The sequence below is a fragment of the Cohnella sp. LGH genome, assembly GCF_017671885.1.
Lineage (GTDB): Bacteria > Bacillota > Bacilli > Paenibacillales > Paenibacillaceae > Cohnella > Cohnella phaseoli.
In genome coordinates this window covers 7,698,438-7,717,828 of the sequence record NZ_CP072117.1, presented here as the reverse complement: position 1 = coordinate 7,717,828, position 19,391 = coordinate 7,698,438, and the positions used below count along the sequence as shown (strand labels likewise).

At 49.1% G+C, this 19,391-nt stretch carries 15 protein-coding genes; all 15 read left to right on the top strand.

Annotated elements, in window-relative coordinates; translation table 11 throughout:
• Nucleotides 1-5: 5 nt before the first annotated feature.
• Nucleotides 6-869 (top strand): hypothetical protein, encoded by an 864-nt coding sequence (locus J4772_RS31710; RefSeq protein ID WP_209072974.1) that lies wholly within the window; start codon nucleotides 6-8, stop codon nucleotides 867-869.
• Complete coding sequence (locus tag J4772_RS31705; protein ID WP_209072973.1) at nucleotides 863-1,609, top strand: hypothetical protein; 747 nt, start codon at nucleotides 863-865, stop codon at nucleotides 1,607-1,609. Before J4772_RS31710 ends, J4772_RS31705 begins: the two co-directional genes overlap by 7 nt.
• 469 nt (nucleotides 1,610-2,078) lie before the next feature.
• On the top strand, nucleotides 2,079-4,283 hold the full coding sequence (locus J4772_RS31700) for an McrB family protein (RefSeq protein ID WP_209072972.1): 2,205 nt from the start codon (nucleotides 2,079-2,081) through the stop codon (nucleotides 4,281-4,283).
• Nucleotides 4,255-6,675, top strand: a complete 2,421-nt coding sequence (locus J4772_RS31695) for a restriction endonuclease-like protein (protein ID WP_209072971.1) — start codon at nucleotides 4,255-4,257, stop codon at nucleotides 6,673-6,675. Before J4772_RS31700 ends, J4772_RS31695 begins: the two co-directional genes overlap by 29 nt.
• Complete coding sequence (gene mutT / locus J4772_RS31690; RefSeq protein ID WP_209072970.1) at nucleotides 6,668-7,063, top strand: 8-oxo-dGTP diphosphatase MutT; 396 nt, start codon at nucleotides 6,668-6,670, stop codon at nucleotides 7,061-7,063. Before J4772_RS31695 ends, mutT begins: the two co-directional genes overlap by 8 nt.
• Nucleotides 7,060-7,692 carry a restriction endonuclease gene (locus J4772_RS31685; protein WP_209072969.1) on the top strand — a complete coding sequence of 211 codons (633 nt, stop codon included), beginning with the start codon at nucleotides 7,060-7,062 and terminating at the stop codon, nucleotides 7,690-7,692. Before mutT ends, J4772_RS31685 begins: the two co-directional genes overlap by 4 nt.
• A 655-nt stretch (nucleotides 7,693-8,347) precedes the next feature.
• Nucleotides 8,348-9,421 (top strand): hypothetical protein, encoded by a 1,074-nt coding sequence (locus tag J4772_RS31680; protein ID WP_209072968.1) that lies wholly within the window; start codon nucleotides 8,348-8,350, stop codon nucleotides 9,419-9,421.
• Nucleotides 9,422-9,445: 24 nt separating this feature from the next.
• A complete protein-coding gene (locus tag J4772_RS31675; protein WP_209072967.1) occupies nucleotides 9,446-10,069 on the top strand; it encodes a hypothetical protein in 624 nt (207 codons plus the stop codon).
• Nucleotides 10,070-10,839: 770 nt separating this feature from the next.
• Nucleotides 10,840-11,241 carry a hypothetical protein gene (locus tag J4772_RS31670; RefSeq protein WP_209072966.1) on the top strand — a complete coding sequence of 134 codons (402 nt, stop codon included), beginning with the start codon at nucleotides 10,840-10,842 and terminating at the stop codon, nucleotides 11,239-11,241.
• A 290-nt stretch (nucleotides 11,242-11,531) separates the two neighbouring features.
• Nucleotides 11,532-13,271, top strand: coding sequence for a cache domain-containing sensor histidine kinase (locus tag J4772_RS31665; RefSeq protein ID WP_209072965.1), 1,740 nt, complete (start codon nucleotides 11,532-11,534; stop codon nucleotides 13,269-13,271).
• Entirely contained in the window at nucleotides 13,246-14,835 is a 1,590-nt protein-coding gene (locus tag J4772_RS31660; protein ID WP_209072964.1) for a response regulator transcription factor, read from the top strand. Before J4772_RS31665 ends, J4772_RS31660 begins: the two co-directional genes overlap by 26 nt.
• 80 nt (nucleotides 14,836-14,915) lie before the next feature.
• A complete protein-coding gene (locus J4772_RS31655) occupies nucleotides 14,916-16,325 on the top strand; it encodes an ABC transporter substrate-binding protein (protein ID WP_209072963.1) in 1,410 nt (469 codons plus the stop codon).
• A complete protein-coding gene (locus J4772_RS31650) occupies nucleotides 16,322-17,635 on the top strand; it encodes an ABC transporter substrate-binding protein (RefSeq protein WP_209072962.1) in 1,314 nt (437 codons plus the stop codon). The genes J4772_RS31655 and J4772_RS31650 overlap by 4 nt, the downstream gene beginning before the upstream one ends.
• 12 nt (nucleotides 17,636-17,647) lie before the next feature.
• Nucleotides 17,648-18,538, top strand: a complete 891-nt coding sequence (locus tag J4772_RS31645; RefSeq protein ID WP_116064639.1) for a carbohydrate ABC transporter permease — start codon at nucleotides 17,648-17,650, stop codon at nucleotides 18,536-18,538.
• Nucleotides 18,528-19,367, top strand: coding sequence for a carbohydrate ABC transporter permease (locus J4772_RS31640; protein ID WP_116064640.1), 840 nt, complete (start codon nucleotides 18,528-18,530; stop codon nucleotides 19,365-19,367). Before J4772_RS31645 ends, J4772_RS31640 begins: the two co-directional genes overlap by 11 nt.
• Nucleotides 19,368-19,391: the final 24 nt, after the last annotated feature.

Below are 19,391 nucleotides of genomic sequence, written 5' to 3'. Positions count from 1 at the left end.
CAGGATTGACTATTTTTTTGTATAAAGTAGATCGATTTGGACATTTTTATTGGGGTTCTAACGAGATTCTGGAGTATTCTAAAAGGCGATGGTTCGTTAATGTGGGCGATACTATATTGTTTGCGAGGGGAAGAGGCGATGAACTTCACTTCTTTGGGACGTCTACTGTTTTGGATGTAAATGTTGAGGTACAAGAGCAAAAAACGATAAACGAAGACAGTGAGCGTTTATATGTAACTAAATTACAGCTAGATGAAGTTGAATCATTGCCAAGTGATAGAACGCTGGGTGCCTTCATGTTTAGTCTTACTCGCGTATCAAATTTCAGTAAGCCGTATTTGAACTTTCGTCATTTAGGACGAATCGAAGAGGCAGATTTAGAGACATTAATTTCTGGCACAATAAATACAAGAAGATCATTGTACTTTGGGTTGCTTCGACATCTACCTGCTGATTGGAGGGCATATCTCGAATATAGCTCGATGGCAGAGAACTCCGCCAAAGGACGTTATGAAATAGACCGTACATTTCCAATATACGAATTGCAGGGACTTATCAATAAATTAGTAATTCAGCCACTAGAGATTAGTTCGGAAACCGAGCCAGCGTTTAGGAAATCTTTAGCGCGTATGGGCTTGGAGAATCCCTATGTTGAAGCTAAGCTGCCAGATCACGATAGTGAAAGTAATATAGTAAGAGAAAGACAAGCAAGCAGATGGAGTATATCTAAGTTGATCAATAGAGCGCCTGGTCTACTTCGAGATATTCAGCCAAGTTGGAAAATGATAAACGAGCTCTTACCAGAAAATCAGGAATATATTGATACACGAAGGGATGGAAATAAAGAATGGCGTCCCCACAGATGGTAAATAACATTCAAAAACTTTCCAAAAATCTAAGTCAAGTAATTGGTTTATTACCTTCGGAAGATTTATATGGATCAGTCGCGAAATCAACCGACGCAGCGGACTATCTGTTCGAAATGAAGGTATTGTTCAGTCTTCTTGACCATATGACAGAGAATAGCTGGACAGGATCAATAGAGAATCGGCAGCACAATGGGGACATTGTTCTACCAAGAAAGCCGGGGTTAAAACGTAATTTTAGTTATTTTATTCTTGAGAACAAGGTGACAAAGAAGAAATGGCAGGTGGTTCATGGAACCAAAATAAAAGATCCATTTGGTGAATTACGGGCACCCGATATTAGCTTGCAGGTCGAACATGCTGGGGTTACTCCAACGTATAAAGATGTTAAGGCGATTTGGGATGCAAAGTTGCGTGGGCAGGAAGATTCGGTGGCCAGAGGGAGAATAAGTGATCATGAGTACCAGAGTTTTGCTTGGCTGAGAGAGAATTTGCGCGTTCCTCGTCCCAATAGTGCCGACGATCCTTTGGCCGGATGGCCTCCAGCATTTGAGGTATCCGCTCTGATTACAAACGGTGATGGCCCTACTGAAAACGATCAAGTATTGCTTAACAATGGTGTAAGCATTACACGTCATTTTCAGAATGCTACCACCCCGACGCATCCTCCAAGGCATCTTCACAAGCCGCTCAGACCTAAGAAGATAATTAGATTGAGTGGAGTTACTAGTATCAAGGTTTAATATAGATCTCTAATAAATTTATCCCCTAATTTCTAAAACAAAAATAGAGTTGATGTCGTAGAATTGACATGGTAGCATGGCATTATGGAAGAGTGAGCAAGAATTCAGAAAAACAACGACATTGTAGTGTATATTTAATTCTCAAGTGCGTTGGGATTAAGATGGTATCTGCCGGTATCTGCCGTAAAACTGCCGCAAAAATTCGTGCTAAAGTATAGTAAAGAAAAATAATACTAAGACAGCAAACTACAAGAGCCTTGATTCTACGCGGTTCTAAGCGACTATAACAGAAGTCACAATAATGCGGTCGCTTCCCGCATACGGTACATATAGCATCTACTGAAGAGGTACGTTTGGATCTTCTTAAAATGCAATACTATATACATAATAGCAGGACCCCCAAACCATCTTGTCGAATTTGTAGGTAAATTGTCTCATTCCTACATCTTCCAACCAAGGTGGTTTATTTATGAGTTTACCAGCCGAGTTATCCGGTATTTTTACCCATAAACAAAAGTCATATAAAATGGTCCTCATCATCGCGCTCTTGCAGGAAATGAGTCAAACCAATCAGCGTGAAGTTTCACTGGAGAACGTGAAGGCACACTTTTTGGCGTTCTTGCAGGTACGGGAAAAACATCGGGAACCCGTAGATTCGCCAGCAAACAACATCCCTCGGTGGGCCGATGTTACGTTGTCACTTATCACGCAAATCATTTATTCACCGATCTCCGCGTTGAATAGCATTTTAGATGTGAATACCCAACAACAGACCATAGGGTTTAAGGAACGCCTATATAATACATGGCATCAGGATGTATTAATCGAGTTGCACGATCATGCCGTACAGGAATTAGAACAATTCTATCAGCGGCAGATTTCGGATTTTACAATTAGAGGCGCTCTTTTAAACGTATTGACTAAGTACCCAGAAGCAAAGCGGGAACCTCTGAAGAACAACTCTTTAGGCGTATACGTTCGTCAGAAAATCCCTACTGGCATAAAAGAGTACCCATTCATTAATGATCCTAATTTAAGGGTTCAGGCTTCTGTCGGTATGGGGACCTGGGCAACTATACCATGGATCGCTATTATGGATCGTCGATTAACGGAAACCACCCAAAAAGGGGAATATATCGTCTACTTATTCTCTGAAGACATGAGTTCAGTGTACCTCACATTTATTCAAGGAGTTACAGAGCCGAACAAGAACGGAAAAAATGAAGCCTATAAATACTTCCGCCACAAAGTTCAAGAAATCCGTTCAATGATTCCCTTGGAAGGTCTTCAAAAAGATGAGGAAATCCATCTAACCTCGGGCGGGTTAGGGCGTGACTATCAAGTATCAACGGTCGCGTACTATAAGTACGACGGAGACAACTTGCCCTCGGAAGAACAGCTCTCAGCGGATTTGGAAAACCTAGTCGACAACTACAAACAATATGTTCGTATGGTTCTACAATCCGAAGACGGACAGGAGAATTCAACCGTGGGTGAAGCTCAACTGCCCGTGCCAAATCTAAGCACAAGCGAACGACTGACAGCTATAAAAGACTATATCCGCCAGAGAGGCTTCTCGTTCCCAGATCACCTAATCAACAACTTCTACCTCTCATTAAAAACAAAGCCATTCGTTATTCTTGCCGGAGTGTCTGGGACCGGGAAAACCAAGCTTATTCAGCTCTTCGCCGAAGCGATTGGAGCAACAAGCGAGAATGGACAGTATACTTTGATCCCGGTTAGACCGGATTGGAGCGATCCATCTGACCTGATCGGTTATAAAGACCTCAGTGATCGTTTTCGCCCTGGTCCTCTTACGGACGTATTGGTGAAGGCATCCGAACCGGCCAATCGGGACAAGCCATTTTTCGTTTGTCTAGACGAGATGAATTTGGCGCGGGTCGAGCATTATTTTAGCGATATTCTCAGTATCTTGGAGACCCAAAAACGAAAAGAAGATCGCATCGTTACGGATGAACTGATTCGTTCTTCCTCTCTCGCCAATGAGGAGGATCGCTCAAAATATGGCGGACTCCACATCCCGGATAACGTGTATTTGATCGGTACTGTCAACATGGACGAAACCACACATCCGTTTAGCAAAAAGGTGTTGGATCGCGCCAATACGATCGAGTTTAACGAGATTAAATTGGACGAGTACCCCTCGTTAACAGCGAGTGAAACTACAGTGTTTCCGGCCCCTAATGCCTTCTTGCGCACGGATTACTTGCAATTGGTCGATGCGTATCAGGGAGCTACAATCCCTACCATCGAAAACGCAACAAACGAATTGGTCCGCATCAATGGCATTCTCGAATCCATTCATTCTCACGTCGGCTTTCGTATTCGAGATGCCATTTGCTTCTATCTGATCTATAACGAGCAAGCCGCTCTACTGACCAACAACGAAGCATTCGACTTCCAACTGCTACAGAAAATATTGCCGCGAATTCAAGGAAGCAATCGATCGGTCAAACGTGTTCTGCTTCAGTTGCTGGAGATTGCGCTGGATAAGAGGCTTTCAAAAGGCGAGCTGGAAGACGACGCTTCCGAATTGTGGAGCAACGTGGCCAAGACGGTTGAGTCGGCCAAGTATCGGCACAGCACCCAGAAAATCGTATACATGTTACGGAGGTTAGACGAGGATGGCTTCACCTCCTACTGGCTCTCCTAATCGAACCGTCGAGCTGCTTCGGATCAAATCGAACTGGTTTCATCTTTACTTGCAAGGAAAGCCTTATCACCCGACCGTCGAAACTTTGCAACTTCATAGACAAGAGTCTTCCTGGGTAGAGGCACGGATGCTGCCGCAATCTCTGACTCCGGAACTGACGATACATGCCGTTGAACGATTCTCTCCCGAGGCGGGACGACTTACGGAGTGGGATCTCGGGGAAGCTTGTCCGCCGCTTTTCTACGAAACGCAAACGTACGAGCTGGTCATTGAACTGGAAGAGAATATTCCTCTCACCTTTTACCATGACCATGTGTCGCTGCGGGACTCGGTATTGCCGAAGGGGAAACGGCTGCTTACGGGAGTGCTGAACTTCCAAAACGAGGTCGGATATACCGAGTTGGAGCTTCGTCTGCATGGGGAGCCGGTCTTTCGGCTGCAACTGGAGATTTTCCCGTCGAAAATGGACTACAGGAACGATTATGATGCGATTCTGCGAGACGTGAACGAACAGATCTATAACCTGTCGTTCGATTTTCTGCGCAAGACCTACAACTTAACGGGATTAAAAGAGACCTCCAATCAAAGCCTGACTGAATTTTTCGTAATTCTGCAAACCCAGTTCCAACAGCTCGTACATCACTTAGAGCGGATAGAGCAAGCACCGCATCATCGCCATCGTGTGGAGAACCGAGTGGTCGATTCTTCGCGAGTAAAGAAGGCCGGACGCGTCAATATCTCCTATCTCTCGAAGAATCCGCACCTACTTGCCCCGACAGGCGGACAGGGGATCATTCGGATACAGAACCAAAGCTACATGCCAACACGAGTGCTGGAGACCAAAAGACAGGTGGATTACGATACGCCGGAAAATCGGTTCGTTCGTTGGGTTCTTCTTCGAATCCAGCAACGCTTGAAAAGAATGAAGCAACTACTCAACAAGAAAGACTGCGCGACGGACCCTGTACTACTAGCTAAACTCAACCGAATGCAAACGGAACTGCAGCGACTGCTGAAGTTTGATTTTTTGCGTGTAGGGGACATGAGTCAGCTCACGATCTCGCTGGTCTTGCAGATGGCTCCGGGTTATCGTGAAGTGTACCGGAACTACCTGATTCTCATGAAGGGCCTGTCCATCCAAAACGACTTGTTTAAGCTGTCGTTGAAAGATGTGGCCCAGCTTTACGAGTACTGGTGCTTCTTGAAAATCCACGACTTGTTAAACCGAAAATATGAGCTCGTAAAACAGAATGCGATCAAGCTAAACCGAGGGGGACTTTTCGTAACGTTGGATCGGACGCAAAACGCGCGAATGGTTTATCGGAATCCGAGCAACGGCGAAGAGTTTACGTTATATTACAACGCTTTGCCTTCCGGTGATCGGAGCCAGACAGTATCGCAAAGACCGGACAACGTCCTCACGCTTAAGAAGCAGGAATCCCGCATGGAATATAAGTATATTTTCGATGCGAAGTACCGGATCAATCCTGCTTTCGAGGGCACAGCGTATAAAAGGGACTACGTCACACCGGGGCCGCAAGAAGACGATATCAACACGATGCATCGCTATAGGGACGCCATTGTCTATGAAGCGGGTGGCGATCGTCAGCAATTCGAACGGACCATGTTCGGGGCATACGTCCTTTTCCCGTATTCGAACGAGGAAGAGTATCGGGAGCATCCTTTTTACCGGAGCATAGAGCTCGTAAACGTTGGGGCGCTTCCGTTCCTGCCTAGCGCGACTTCGCTAGTAGAGAAGTTTTTGGACGATCTGATTCTGGACAGTCCGGAAAAAGCGTTCGAACGTGCCACCCAGCCGAGAGGAACTAAGGAATATTACGTGGAGCAGACTGCTGGGAAAACGGTTCTCGTAGGGGCGCTAAGCCACAAGGACCAATTGAGCGAGCTTCGGGAGCATCGGTTCTATCATGTGCCTCTGGCTCGTTTTGCGAGTCATGCCGATCTGGCGAAGCTGGAGATTGTGGCGGTTTATCAATCGATTGATAAATTCGGACGGCAGAACGCGGGAGTACATCTATACGGCCGAATTAAAGCATGGAGCGTTCTTCCTCGAGATCAGATCGTTGAAATTCCGTCCCGAAGAAAAGCGGCAGCCGAGCTTTACGTCAAGTTCGATGTGGAGGAGTGGCTGCCTAGAAGCAAGCCGATTTTGCCCGGCGGACATGGGATTAAAAATATTCTGCTCACGTCGGAGCACATCTTTAATCGTGCAGAAGAAATCGCGGAGCTGCGGCTGGACTCGGATGATGAGCTTCGAGAGTGGAGAGAAAAGCGGCGCCTGGGGAAAGTTAAGCTTATTTGGAACGACTATCACTTGGACCAAGCCAATCGATTAAACGGGTTAATCTTAGAGGGTGAACAGCATGATTGAAGTGGCAGCGGCGATCATCGAGAATGAGCATGGGCAGATTCTGATAGCTCGGCGTAAGAAGGGGAAAGCCCAAGGAGGTTTATGGGAGTTCCCAGGAGGCAAGTTGGAGCCAACCGAATCGCCGGAGGAGTGCTTGATCCGGGAGCTGGAGGAAGAGATGAATATTCGAATTGAGCCGTACGAGCGATTTGGAGCGAACGAACATGACTACGGAACTGTTCAGATCCGATTGATCGCCTATAAAGCCAAGTACATCCAAGGCGACATTCGGTTAGTCGATCACGATGACCATCGGTGGGTGGAGAAGGCGGAGTTAGATAAGTTCGAGTGGGCTCCGGCGGATGTTTCTTTTATCGAAAAGCTGAAACAGGGGGAGACAAACGCATGAGACTTGAGGCCATCTCATTTGAAGGCTTGGAATTTTCGATTCCTCCCACCTTTAAATGGTTCATAATTGGCATAATCATACTCGGTGTTATTGCGGGCATACTGCAACCTTCGAAAAAACAGAGAAAAAGAAAACGTAAGCCTACAGCTAAGAGAAGCGTTTCGACATCCAGTGGAAATGGGGCTTCAAGTCAGAGAAAGTCCAGCACTTGTCGCTCGGACGAAGTCATTCTCTCTCTTCCGTTAAATCAATTAGGCTGGGTCGAGTTTGAGCGTCTTCTTGCTTTATATTTTCGCGATCAAGGGTATGTCGTACATGAAGTTGGCGTTGGGGGAAGAGATGGCGGAGTTGATCTAGTCATCATCGACAGAAGAGGCGAGAAAACGGCCGTTCAAGCGAAATGCTATTCGGACCGAAACAATGTAGGTCCTAGCGTTATTCGCGAATTAAATACGGCCAAAAGAAACCATGACTGCATGTTATCTATGCTGGTAACGGCATCGGATTTAACGGTAGAGGCAAGAAAAGAGGCCGATAAATTCCGAGTTGATTACTGGCATGGAGCTCTTCTGGAAGACAAGCTGAGAAGATGGGGCAAATGGGGCCCGGTGAAGAAGCGAAGAGCATAAAATAACATTATAAAACTCTGACCACATGAGGTCAGAGTTTTATGATGGAGAGCGTTATTTTTTCCCCGTATTGTTCCCCAAATGTCCAAACATCACTTTTATCAAATCTAAGCCATTTGTTTTTCATTGGCCGAACGAACGATTTGCAAACAACTGTCTGATTTAATCGATAACATTATCATCGCCCGGTACGAGGGAGTCAAGAAGGAGATAATCGATCGTGACGCTCAAGCGGCTAGCTAAATTAACGAGAGTTTCAAGAGTTGGGGAGAGCTCCCTTCTTTCGATTTGGCCAATAGGCATCGGAGACTCCGATCCAACTGCCTTTTCAGTTGAGTGTTCTATTGTAGTGACTGTGGCTATCATACTGGCCAGAGAGTCAAAGGATGAGAAGAATATCAAGAAGAGCCGTACAAGCACTATTTGAGCGAATGAGCACGATAATGAAGCAACTTAACGGTTTATTAATAATGCAAAAACCTACATGATCCGACATATATAAGTTCTGATTACCTATTGTAATTAATTACAAATATCTGGTAAAATCAATTGACCAATAGGAGAATTGTGTGACTATTGGTAAAAATGATATGTAGCGAGGTGAATTGAAGTTAGCGGAAAAGTGTTTGAAATTTAATCAGAGGAGTGTGTTCAAGTGACGAAAAGTGTGAAAATTATTGTATCGGTTTTTTGTATCGTATTTTTATTTTCTTCAGTTTCTGTTGCATCTAACTACGATTCATTTCAAAAATATCTAGGAAAAAATGAAGTTGAACTAACCCAAGAAATACAAGATTTTAATACAGCACAACTGTTTGCGGAATTCAATAAAATTGCAAGTGTAACAAATATACAAAGTGATGTCAGTGTATTGATTCCATTAATGAAAGAATTAGTTAACAGGAAAGATGAGATTCAGAACAGTGAGATTATTGATTTTATTAGTAATAAATCGAATTCAGTGGTTGCTAGAGAAAATATGATAGACTTTTTTATGATTAAAAATACTGAAGATCCCGCCAAGAAAAACGAGATTAAGAGTCTGCTTACTGATGATGAGATTGAAACAGAGCTTAAAGCTAGAATTGTTATTATAGTGCCGTTAAAGACTGAGGATATTAACTTACTTGTTGATTTTGTCGAGAAAGATGCTGGAATACTGGCATTTAACAGCTTAAAACGAATAAGTAAAATAAATGAAAAACTTGCTTACGAGATTTCAAGTAATATTCTTTCCGAACAGGATTCCCATTCAGAACTCAAAATATCGGCTGCATTGAAAGCAACTAGCAAATACTTCAAAAACAATGTAAATAAGTCCAGCGATACTGTTTATTCTATAAATGAATATGAGTTTATTGAATTGAATAAAAAGATTATTAATAGTAACGAAAGTGCACTATTAAAGGATGCTGCGCTATTTTCACTTTCGGAATTAGGTACAAAAGAATCTTTATTGGAAATTATCAACAATAAAAATATCGATATTGAACTTAAGGCTTATGCAATAGATGAGAACGCAAAAGTACTAGAGGATATTTTAAAGAATTCTTCTGATATTTCAGATATAGAAATGGTGATTCAGGCATTGGAAATACTTCCAGTTAATAATTTAATTGAAGACCTTGAAACGGCGACGAAAAACATCAATGATTCAGAACTTATAGAAAAAAGCGAAAAAGTACTGAAAACAAAATCAAAAAGTATTAATAGCACTAATAAATATTAATAATATTGAAGGGAGCGACTATAAATGAGGAAATATAAACTGATTATATCTGCTTTGCTTATTACATTAGTAGCAACATCCGTATATACAGGTACTACTAGTGCCGCAACCGGATATCAGGGATATGCGATATATAGAGATGGGGTATTCTTTGGTGCAGATTGGCATGCTGGAATGATGGATAGTGCATATAGCGATTATTATCTACCCGTCACTCATCACTCAGGTTCAGGTGTCGTTAAGTGGGACTCTTGGGCTAACTTCTTAGATGGTAACAACTTCAAGGGCGTCTATAAACCAAGTGGATCAATTGTTGAAAATTATAGAGATCTATTTGTTGGAAAAGCGAGAGCACTTAAGGATGCACAAATTGGATACACAGTCTGGCATATGCTTAACTGGGACGATGCTGATACTAGTCTCGGTGACTGGATAGATGTTGATGAGATAACTCTTATACGATGTGACGGGGTAATCGAGTATTCTTATGAATGGTATGGGTTTAGAGTTTACGGCAATAATGACTATTGGGATATAACAAAAGCTGAAATGGATAATAAAGAAATGCATTCAGTGTTTACAGTTACCCCAAAAATACAGAAAGATTACCTAGTATTAGTTACGTCTTCGGTACCAAAGTCACCCTAATGAATAAACCTATCATACATTTGCTACTAGTTTTAGCTATATCTATTGCTTTTAGTTTTGTGAATTCGAACGCATATTTTTGGGGAAACCAGCCAAACTTAATTCAGGTATGTACTTCCATTCTTTATATAATTCTTTGGTCTTTATATGGGCTTTTTTTTGGACTCACTAGAAAAACAACTTTGTTTAAAATGTTTAATTACTATTGGATTGTAGGATCCGCATTATACTTTGTAGGTTTTTTCCTCAGTGTCACTCCATTGATTTTTATTACTGGATTTATACTTCCAGGACCGACATATGGCATCAGACGACTATTAGATATTCCATCCGACTATAGGCTAGTTTTTCTTTGTATGCTACTCTGTTATGGCTTGTATCTTGTTGGCACAGTAATAGGTGCTAGTTTACGAAGAAGAAAATCACAGAGCTCATAATCCTAGAAAAATCGCTGTCTCTTCGTTAAAGGAGAGACAGCGATTTTTTTTCATATTCTTCATTAATACTTTAATGGAGTAGAGGTGTTACTGATAAAGCATAATGCCCATAAGCAGATGGCGTAAAGTTTTCCAGAATATTGTCGGGTACGCTGACCGCTTGTTCTGTGCAACGTATAACAAGCCGTGCGTCTGTTTAAGGCCACGACTTCTCGAAAGGGACTGTCCCATAACCAGAGTTGCTCAAGACGATCGATAAACAAAGATGGGGTATGGTATGCGAGCACGTACACGGCACAGGTCTCGCCGTTTCCGAACACTGATGCCTGGACGATGGTGGAGGGCTGGCTCATCCTGCGCAAGCTGGCTAAGGGCAACGACGTCGGCCTGACAGTCCGAGGGGAGCGTTGGAAGGATTATCGGTTCGGGTTTCAGTTCGTCATTCGCCGTAATCCCGGTCCCGTGTCCGCGCTGGCGCTGGCCATCGGCTTTCCGGATAACGAACAAGCGGCTTCCGTCACGAGGATGAGCGTTACGTTTACTTGTGCGGACTTAAGGAAAGCTCTCATCGTTTTGAACGGCGGGGGCGGTAAAGGAAGGGGTTATTTTAAGGAGGCTGCCGATCCATGTCGGCAGCCTCGTTGTGCTATTTTGGTAGTTACAAGGTTTGTAGCGGCTGATGGCATTTCCAGCTATGTGATTTCGTTGTCGATTGAAGAGAATGCAGGCAACTAATCGGTCGCGATCACGCCCTCGTTCCGATATTTGGCAGTTCGGATGTCGCGAATGACGATAGCGACAGATAAGTCAGGCACGGCTTCCCTTGCTACTTCAGCGTCAAAGGACGCCGAAGGTGTATTTGCCCGAAATTGCACAAATACCTAGAAGTCTTTAGCCATCAATACATTGCGAATACAATTGAAGTTTCTATTGTTCTAGACTTAAAATGGGTGAATACATCCGAAGATTTTAACGAGATATGTCGAAATGAGTCGTATATCCTAACAAAAGCGAGGTTAACCTTCGTGAAATGGTTCAGAAAATATTGGAGCGGGATCCGATTGCCCCGAAAGCTTGTGCTTGTGTACATGCCGCTGATCGTTATCCCGACGTTGCTAGGGTCCCTGTTGCTGATGAACAGCTATACCGCTTCCAGCAAGCAAGCTTCCCGAGATTACGCCGGCGACCTCGTCGGCTTGATGGTCGAGCAGATGGATTACCGGCTGTCCTCCATCGAAGATCTCGGCAAGCAGATGATCACCGACGCAGAGCTGCTGGAGTTGGTCGGCCGAACGGACGTGTCGACTTACGAGCAGCTCGACAAAACGATGGCGATCAAAAATTGGATGAATCATTATTGGCTTAACAACAACATGAACGAATTTATCGTCGCGATGGTACTCGATACGGGCGACGACACGTATCTCTACAACGAGAACGAAGTGAGCCAGTACCGCATTCGCGACCCGGAATATAAGCGGGCCGTCCGCAACAACCGGGGCGGCGCCGTCTGGTTCGAGCCCGCCCGGTTCTCGAACGGCTTCCAGCAGTTCGAAGCTTTCCGGGTCGGCCGCTGGGTGCGGGACGGCAAGCTGAACGAGGTCGGCTTTCTGACGATCGTTGTCGACGTCGAGGCGGTACGCTCGATCTTCAACCAGACGAAGCTGGACCAGAACGCGTTGCTTCGGCTGCAGACGGCGGACGGACGCATTCTCGTAGACAATGGCAACGGCGAGGAGGACGCGGGAAGCTACCAGGACCTGCACCTCGACTATTCCGATATCCGGGAGGATTGGGCGTTATCAGCCTCCTTGAAGATGGACGACCTGTACGCCCAGATCAACCGGATGATCCGGTTGACGATCCTCATCATCTTGGTCGTGTTCGTGTTCGGGCTCGTCGTCACCCGCTACCTGGCGATCGACGTCGTCAATCCGATCCGCAAACTCATGAACAACATGATGTCCGGCATTCAGTCCGCCAGTCCGCGCAAGCTCGCGAAGTTCAAGGGCGCGATCGAAATCCGGGAGATGAACGATATTTTCGTCTCCGTCATGTACGAGATCGAGCAGTTGATCCAGCAGACGGTCAGTCAGGAGCAGAAGAAACGCGCCGCGGAGATCGAGGCGCTGCGCAAGCAACTGTCGCCGCATTTTTTGTATAACACGCTTAATTCGATCCGCTGGCTCGCCATCTTGCAGAAGCAAAACAACATCAAGGCGATCGTGGATTCGTTGTCCAGCTTGCTGAACTACACGCTGCGCGACGCCAACGAGCTGGCGACGCTCCGGGAAGATGCGTCGAAACTCGATGACTACATCTCGATCCAGAAAATTCGCTATCGTCAATTCGGCTACGCGACGGACCTCGAGGAGCGGGCGCTGGACGCCTCGGTTCCGAAGTTCATCATCCAACCGTTAGTCGAGAACGCGCTCTTGCACGGATTGGAGCCGCTCGACCGGATGGGCCAGATCACGGTGCGCGCTTCGATCCGCGGAAGCGTTCTTAAGCTGACGGTGGAAGACAACGGCATCGGCATCGCCCCGGACAAGCTGGCCGAGATCCGGCGGCAGTTGAGCGGCGCTGCGCCGAAGGGAACGACGGAGCACATTGGCATACTGAACGTACACGAGCGAATCGTCGCCCATTACGGCTATCCTTACGGCATGACGATCGACAGCGAGCCCGGCCGGGGAACGACGATCGAAGCGACTCTTAAATACGAGGAGAGAACGGATAATGAAAACCATCATCATCGTGGATGACGAATCGTTGGTGCGCGTCGGCTTGCAGTCGATCATTCCATGGGAGGACTACGGCTACTCCGTGTCCGGCGTATACCATAACGGCCGGGAAGCGCTCGACGCCTGCATGCGCGCGATGCCCGACGCGATCCTGACCGATATTCGCATGCCCGTCATGGACGGCTTGGAGTTTATCAAGAACGTTAGGCAAATCTCGCCGCGCGTTCCGATCGTCATCTTAAGCAGCTACGACGATTTCGAATATACGCGCACGGCCATCAAGCTGGGCGTGCAGGATTACATCCAGAAGCACCGGCTCGAGCCCGAGGAGTTGATCCGCATGCTCGACGGGCTGAAGATCGAAGAGAACGGACGCGGCGGAGAAGAAGAGCGGGCGATCAGCCAGCAGCTGAAAAAGGAGAAGGAGGAGCTGATCGTTGCGGCGACTCGGACAGCGGGCCCCGAGGGGCCGGTCTCGCCGGGAGCGTTTCGCGAGCTCGAGAAGCAAGTTGCGGAGCTGGGGCCTTACGCGTGCTGGATGACGATCCGCCCGATCGGCCCGGCTTGGCGGGACGAGAGTCTCCCGCCGTCCTATTCTTTCCTCGTGCAAGAGGAGCTGGAGCGTTACCGTTACACCGAGTATCTCGGGGCGAGAGGTTCCGTCGTTCATGCTTTATTTTACGCGGGAGAGTTTCCGAAGGGGCAGATGACGCTGCGGGAGCACGTCTTGCCGTTCTGCGAGAATCTGCTGGACACGCTGCGGCAGAAGTGCAACGCGGACTTCGCGATCGGGATCGGCCGGCCGGGCCCTTTAGAGGAATACGAAGCGACGTACCGCGGGGCGGGGGATGCGCTGGCTTCTTTGTTTTACGGCGACGGTGACATCGCTCTCGACGCCGGCGCGTTCGTGTGGACGGAATATACGGAAGAGCAATGGCTCGACCTCTATAAAACGCTGAAAAAGTACGTGCAGCAAGAGAAGTTCGCTGAGCTGCTCGCCTGGCTGGATGATTTGCCTTCCTCAGGGTCGGGGCTCTTACGGCCGCGGGATTGGCTGCGAATTGGCGGCATGCTGGCGACGCAGACGACCGACTTCCTGATCGAGCATTACGCCTTGGACGTCGACAAGATCAAGCAGCATTTCGGCGATCTGTGGCCGCTGGAGCGCCATATCGGCTGGCCACAGCGCAAAAACGGCTGGATCGCGGCGATCCGGCTCGTCTTCGAACGGACGAATGCGTTGATTGCTTCTGTGCGGACGAACAAGGCATGGCTTGTCAAGATCAAAGCCTACGTGAACGAGCGTTACGCCGAGCCCATCCGCCTGGAGGCCGCGGCCGCACACGTCTATTGGAGCGAAAACTATTTCAGCCAGCGCTTCAGCCAGGAAACCGGCATGACTTTCTTGGAATACGTCGCCGGCGTCCGGATCGCGGCAGCCAAAGAGCTGCTGAAGAGCGGCGACCGTTCGACCGAGGATATCGCCGCCACGGTCGGTTACGTGAACGCCAACTATTTTGTGAAAGTGTTCAAGAAAACAACGGGACTGACGGTGTCGGAATTCAAAGCCCAACATAAATCGTAGATTCGGGCATGAGATCGGAGAATCGGGAATCGGCCGGGGACAGAAGCGGAATATCCGGCATCAAAGCGAGGGGACTGTGCATGGAACGGAACGCGGCTCGAACTTACAATCGAAGACATCGGGAAACAAAAGAAATGTGGTGGTCTATGTACGGTCCAATGAACAAGCGATTACATGCGGCGGCGTTCCTGCTGCTGGCCTTCGTCTTATCGGCCGGCTGTTCGAAAGGGGATTCCTTGCGGGCCGGAGATCCGGACGCGACGTCTAAAGCCGCGGGTCCCCAGGTCACGCTGCAAGTATGGGGGGACCTGGGCAACCAGGTCGCGCTCGAAGCTTCGTTCAGACGCATCAACGAGAACTTCATGAGGCTTCATCCGAACATTCGCCTTAATTACAAGTACGTCCAGACGCCCGAAAGCCTCGATTTCGGCGTCCTGTCCAACGAGCTCCCGGACGTCTTCTACGTCCAAGGGAACAAAACGACCAAGATGAGAGAACTCGCCCTGAACGGATATTTGCTGCCGCTCGACGATTACGGGCTGGACTTGCGAAGATTCCCGGAAGGGGCCGTGCAATACGGAACGGTCGATGGCACGCTGTATTCCTCGTTGCCGGCTTTCATGGACACGCAGCTCGTTTACTACAACAAGGACGTTTTCCGGAAGTACGATCTTGCTCCTCCCCGCACGTGGGACGATTTCGTCTCGCTGCTCGACGTCCTGGTCTCCCGGGGCGTAACCCCGATCTCCATGCCCGGCACGGAGTACAAGGAACGTTCGTGGCTGAGCTACGCTTTCCTGGCGCTGTTCGCCCCCGAGCAATCGGAGGCGCTCATGAACGACAAGCCCGGCGTCCGCTTGACGGATCCCGCGATCGTTCAAGGCTTGCAAGCGTTTCGCGATTTCGCGGAAAAAGGCTATTTCGGCCGCGACTACGTGACCCAGGACAGAGTCGGCTGGCAGCTCTCGTTTACGAACGGCGACGCCGCGATGATCGTGGACGGAAGCTGGAACAATTTGTTGTATGAGAACAGCGGAGTGAACGTGGGGAAGTTTTACGTGCCGAATCCGGAGGGCAAACGCATCGCTCCGATCAGCTACAACAACTGGACGACGTATGCGGTCTCCCGCAACTCGAAGTATCCCGACCAAGCCGTCGAGTACTTGAAATACCTGAATTCCAGAGAAGCGCAGCAGTTGCTCGGTGACGATACGGGGATGATTCCGATCCTGGACGATATTGAGCCGCAGCCATCGATTCAGGACTTGATGAGCTACGACGACGGCGTCGACAATTTCACGACGATCATGGCCCATCTGTCCAAGAGGGACATGGACGCGCCCGCGCTCTACCGGCAGACGGTATTGGCGGAGCTGCTCACCTCCAAGCTGGACGGCCGGGAAGCGGCCGAGCTGCTGGAGCAAGCGATCGACTACGTCGATCCGAAACTTAATCAAACCGCGACCAATCAGGGAGGTTCCACCCCATGACCAAGAAAAGAGTATTCGGCCTCGCCCTCGCGACGGCATTGTCGCTTGTCGTCAGCGCCTGCGGAGGAGCGAACAACAACGAACCGGCGGCAAGCGGAGCTGCGAGCAAGCCGGCGGCAAGCCCGTCCGCGTCCGGCGGAGAGAAAGCCGCGGCACCGGTCAAAATCAAATTTTTCGGCATGAACATGGCGTACACCTCGATGGAGGAGATGGGCGCCGAGCTGCAAAAGAAGATGCCTCAATACGATATCGAGCTGCTGACAGTCGACACCGGAACGATCGATACGTCGATCCGGACCGGCATCGCGGGAGGAAGCCCCGCCGACATCTATTTCTACTGGCCGCAGAACATGGCCAACATCGTCAAGGATAAGCTCGCGCTCGACTTGACGCCCTATCTCGAAGCGAACGGCGGCGAGTGGAAGAACACGTTCACGCCGGAGCTGCTCGACCTGGGCAAGATCGACGGCAAATACTACAACGTTCCTTTTGGAAGCGCTTATCCGGTCATTCTCGTAAACAACGAGATTTTCGAGAAAGCCGGCGTAGAGCCGAAGCAAAAGATGACTTGGGCGGAATTTATGGCGGCTTGCGAGCAGATCAAGACGAAGACAGGCGTCTCCCCGTTCGCCGTCAGCTCCGAACCCGACCGTCAAAGCTGGTTGATTCGCCAAGGCGTCATGAGCCTCGCGAACGGAGACGGCAAGCTTGAGGCGCTGTCCAAAGGCGAAGTCGCGACCGACAGCGGCTACTACGAAACGGCCCTTAACAACATTAAAGATCTGTATAAAAAAGGTTACTGGTATCCGGGCGAAGGCGCTCTGAATATCACTCGCGACGAGATCAACGCTGCGTTCCTTCAAGGGAAAGTCGGCATGCTGGCCGAAGTGGCCGGAACGGCTCTGTCGATCTCGGAAAAAGCCGAGTTCGGCGTGACGGTCGTGAAGTGGCCGGCGATGGGTCCGGAAACGGTGCTGCTGGGCGGAGCCAACGGTTATTTCATCCCGGCCAACGCGGCCAATCCGGACGCGGCCGTGGAAGTGCTGAAGACGCTGCTCGGCTCGGATATCCAATCGATCCATTTGTCGCACGGCTATCCGCCTGCGAATCGGACGATCAAGGTCGAGAACCCGGTGCTGCAGCAGATCATGACGTTCACGGAAGATCTGTATCCGTTCGAGTTCCATACGAAAGAAGCGAAGATGAAGAGCTACTACGAAGGCGAAATGGTTCCCAACTACCTGATGGGAGCGAAAATCAAAGACGTGCTCGGCCAATTGGATAAACTGCGTGAGAACGCCTTTAAGTAAGGAGAATGCGGAATGGCTCAACATCCGACGAGACGGAACATTTTATTCGGCATCTTGTTGTTAGCGCCGGCGGCTGCAGCCATTATCGCGACTACGTTGCTGCCCGTGCTGTCCAACCTGGTCATCGCTTTTCAGGACTGGAACGGTTTCGGGGCGGCGACGTGGATCGGCTTCGACAATTTTAGCAACGCCTTTTCGGATAGTTATTTTATCGAGAGCATGAAGGCCTCGTTTTTCATCGGGATCTTATCCACGCTGGGCGCCGTACCGTTAGGCGTCCTTCTCGCGGCTTGCGTTTTCAAGGTCGGCAAGTACGAGGGCTCGGCCTACCGGGTCGTCCTGTTCGTCCCGGTCATGATCCCGCTGGCCATCATCGGCTTGCTGTTCACGTTCCTGCTGAACCCGGAGATGGGGCTGATCAACAAGGTGCTCGAGCTTCTCGGCATGGGAAATCTGCAGCGCGCCTGGCTGGCCAATCCCGACACGGTGCTCTGGGTCATCGCTATGATCGGCGCCTGGAGAATGGCGGGACTCACGATGATGCTCAGCTTCGCCTCGATGATCTCGATTCCGGGGGAATTGTTCGAATCGAGCCGATTGGACGGCGCGGGGTACCCACGCCAGTTTTTCTCCATCGTGCTGCCGCTTATTCGTCCGTCGCTGCAAGTTTCTACCGTATTTTCGTTTATCGTGCTCGTGTCCACCTACGATCTGGTCTACATCATGACGCGGGGCGGACCGGGAACGGTCTCGCAGACCGTGCCGATCTATATGATGAAAACGGCGTTCACGTACAGTAATTTCGGCTATTCGGCTACGCTGGGGCTGTTGTTCTCCGTGGCGGGCATTCTGGCGATCGTCTTGCTGCAGCGCCTGTTTAAGGGGGAGAACTATGAAGTTTAGCGAAAACTCCGAACGGCTCGAACGCTGGATCACGCGCGTCGTTCTTCTCTTCTTCGTGGCGATCACGATCTATCCGATCGTGTTCGTCACTATCAACTCATTGAAGAGCACGGACGAATTCTACGCGAACGTCTGGGCGCTTCCGAAGGCGATCCACTGGAGCAACTATTCCGAAGCGTGGTTCGACGCGAAGATCGGCCAATATTTCACGAACAGCACGATCGTTGTCGTCATAGCGGTGCTGATCATCTCGGTGTTCGGGGTCATGGCGGGCTACGCGCTCGGCCGGTTGAACCTTCCGTATGCCGAAGCGATCCTGCTCTTTTTTCTGGCGATGAAAATGGTGCCCCACGAATCGCTCGTCATGCCGCTCTATCTGATGATGAGCCGGATGGGCATTATCGGGGAGCATATCTCTCTCATTCTGCCGTATGCGGGGTGGGGGCTGCCGATCGCCGTCTATATTTTGAAAAACTATTTTCAATCGATTCCGAATTCGCTCCTTGAAGCCGCTCGGATCGACGGAGCCTCGGAGTGGCTGTCGTTCCGCAAGATCATGGTGCCGCTGGCGATGCCGGCGATCGCGACCGTTATCATTTTCAACTTCGTCTCTCTATGGGGCGAGCTGCTATGGGCGACCGTAGCGCTGTCGACGGCGACGATGAAGACGCTGCCGCTCGGCATCATCGTGTTCCAATCCGAATTCGCGACCGACTGGGGACCGTTGTCCGCGGCGATCTGCATGGTCATGCTGCCGCTCGTCCTCGTGTTCCTGTTCATGCAGAAATATTTCGTGCAAGGTATTACGGCCGGCGCCAACAAAGGCTAATCCGGGGAGAAAAGAAGGGAGAGA

Excerpts from the sequence above, each read along its gene's own strand:
- J4772_RS31645 (WP_116064639.1), top strand. The coding sequence starts at position 17,648 with ATGGCTCAACATCCGACGAGACGGAACATTTTATTCGGCATCTTGTTG.
- J4772_RS31700 (WP_209072972.1), top strand. The coding sequence starts at position 2,079 with ATGAGTTTACCAGCCGAGTTATCCGGTATTTTTACCCATAAACAAAAG.
- J4772_RS31675 (WP_209072967.1), top strand. The coding sequence starts at position 9,446 with ATGAGGAAATATAAACTGATTATATCTGCTTTGCTTATTACATTAGTA.
- J4772_RS31670 (WP_209072966.1), top strand. The coding sequence starts at position 10,840 with ATGGTGGAGGGCTGGCTCATCCTGCGCAAGCTGGCTAAGGGCAACGAC.
- J4772_RS31650 (WP_209072962.1), top strand. The coding sequence starts at position 16,322 with ATGACCAAGAAAAGAGTATTCGGCCTCGCCCTCGCGACGGCATTGTCG.
- J4772_RS31640 (WP_116064640.1), top strand. The coding sequence starts at position 18,528 with ATGAAGTTTAGCGAAAACTCCGAACGGCTCGAACGCTGGATCACGCGC.
- mutT (WP_209072970.1), top strand. The coding sequence starts at position 6,668 with ATGATTGAAGTGGCAGCGGCGATCATCGAGAATGAGCATGGGCAGATT.
- J4772_RS31705 (WP_209072973.1), top strand. The coding sequence starts at position 863 with ATGGTAAATAACATTCAAAAACTTTCCAAAAATCTAAGTCAAGTAATT.
- J4772_RS31695 (WP_209072971.1), top strand. The coding sequence starts at position 4,255 with ATGGCTTCACCTCCTACTGGCTCTCCTAATCGAACCGTCGAGCTGCTT.
- J4772_RS31685 (WP_209072969.1), top strand. The coding sequence starts at position 7,060 with ATGAGACTTGAGGCCATCTCATTTGAAGGCTTGGAATTTTCGATTCCT.
- J4772_RS31655 (WP_209072963.1), top strand. The coding sequence starts at position 14,916 with ATGGAACGGAACGCGGCTCGAACTTACAATCGAAGACATCGGGAAACA.
- J4772_RS31660 (WP_209072964.1), top strand. The coding sequence starts at position 13,246 with ATGAAAACCATCATCATCGTGGATGACGAATCGTTGGTGCGCGTCGGC.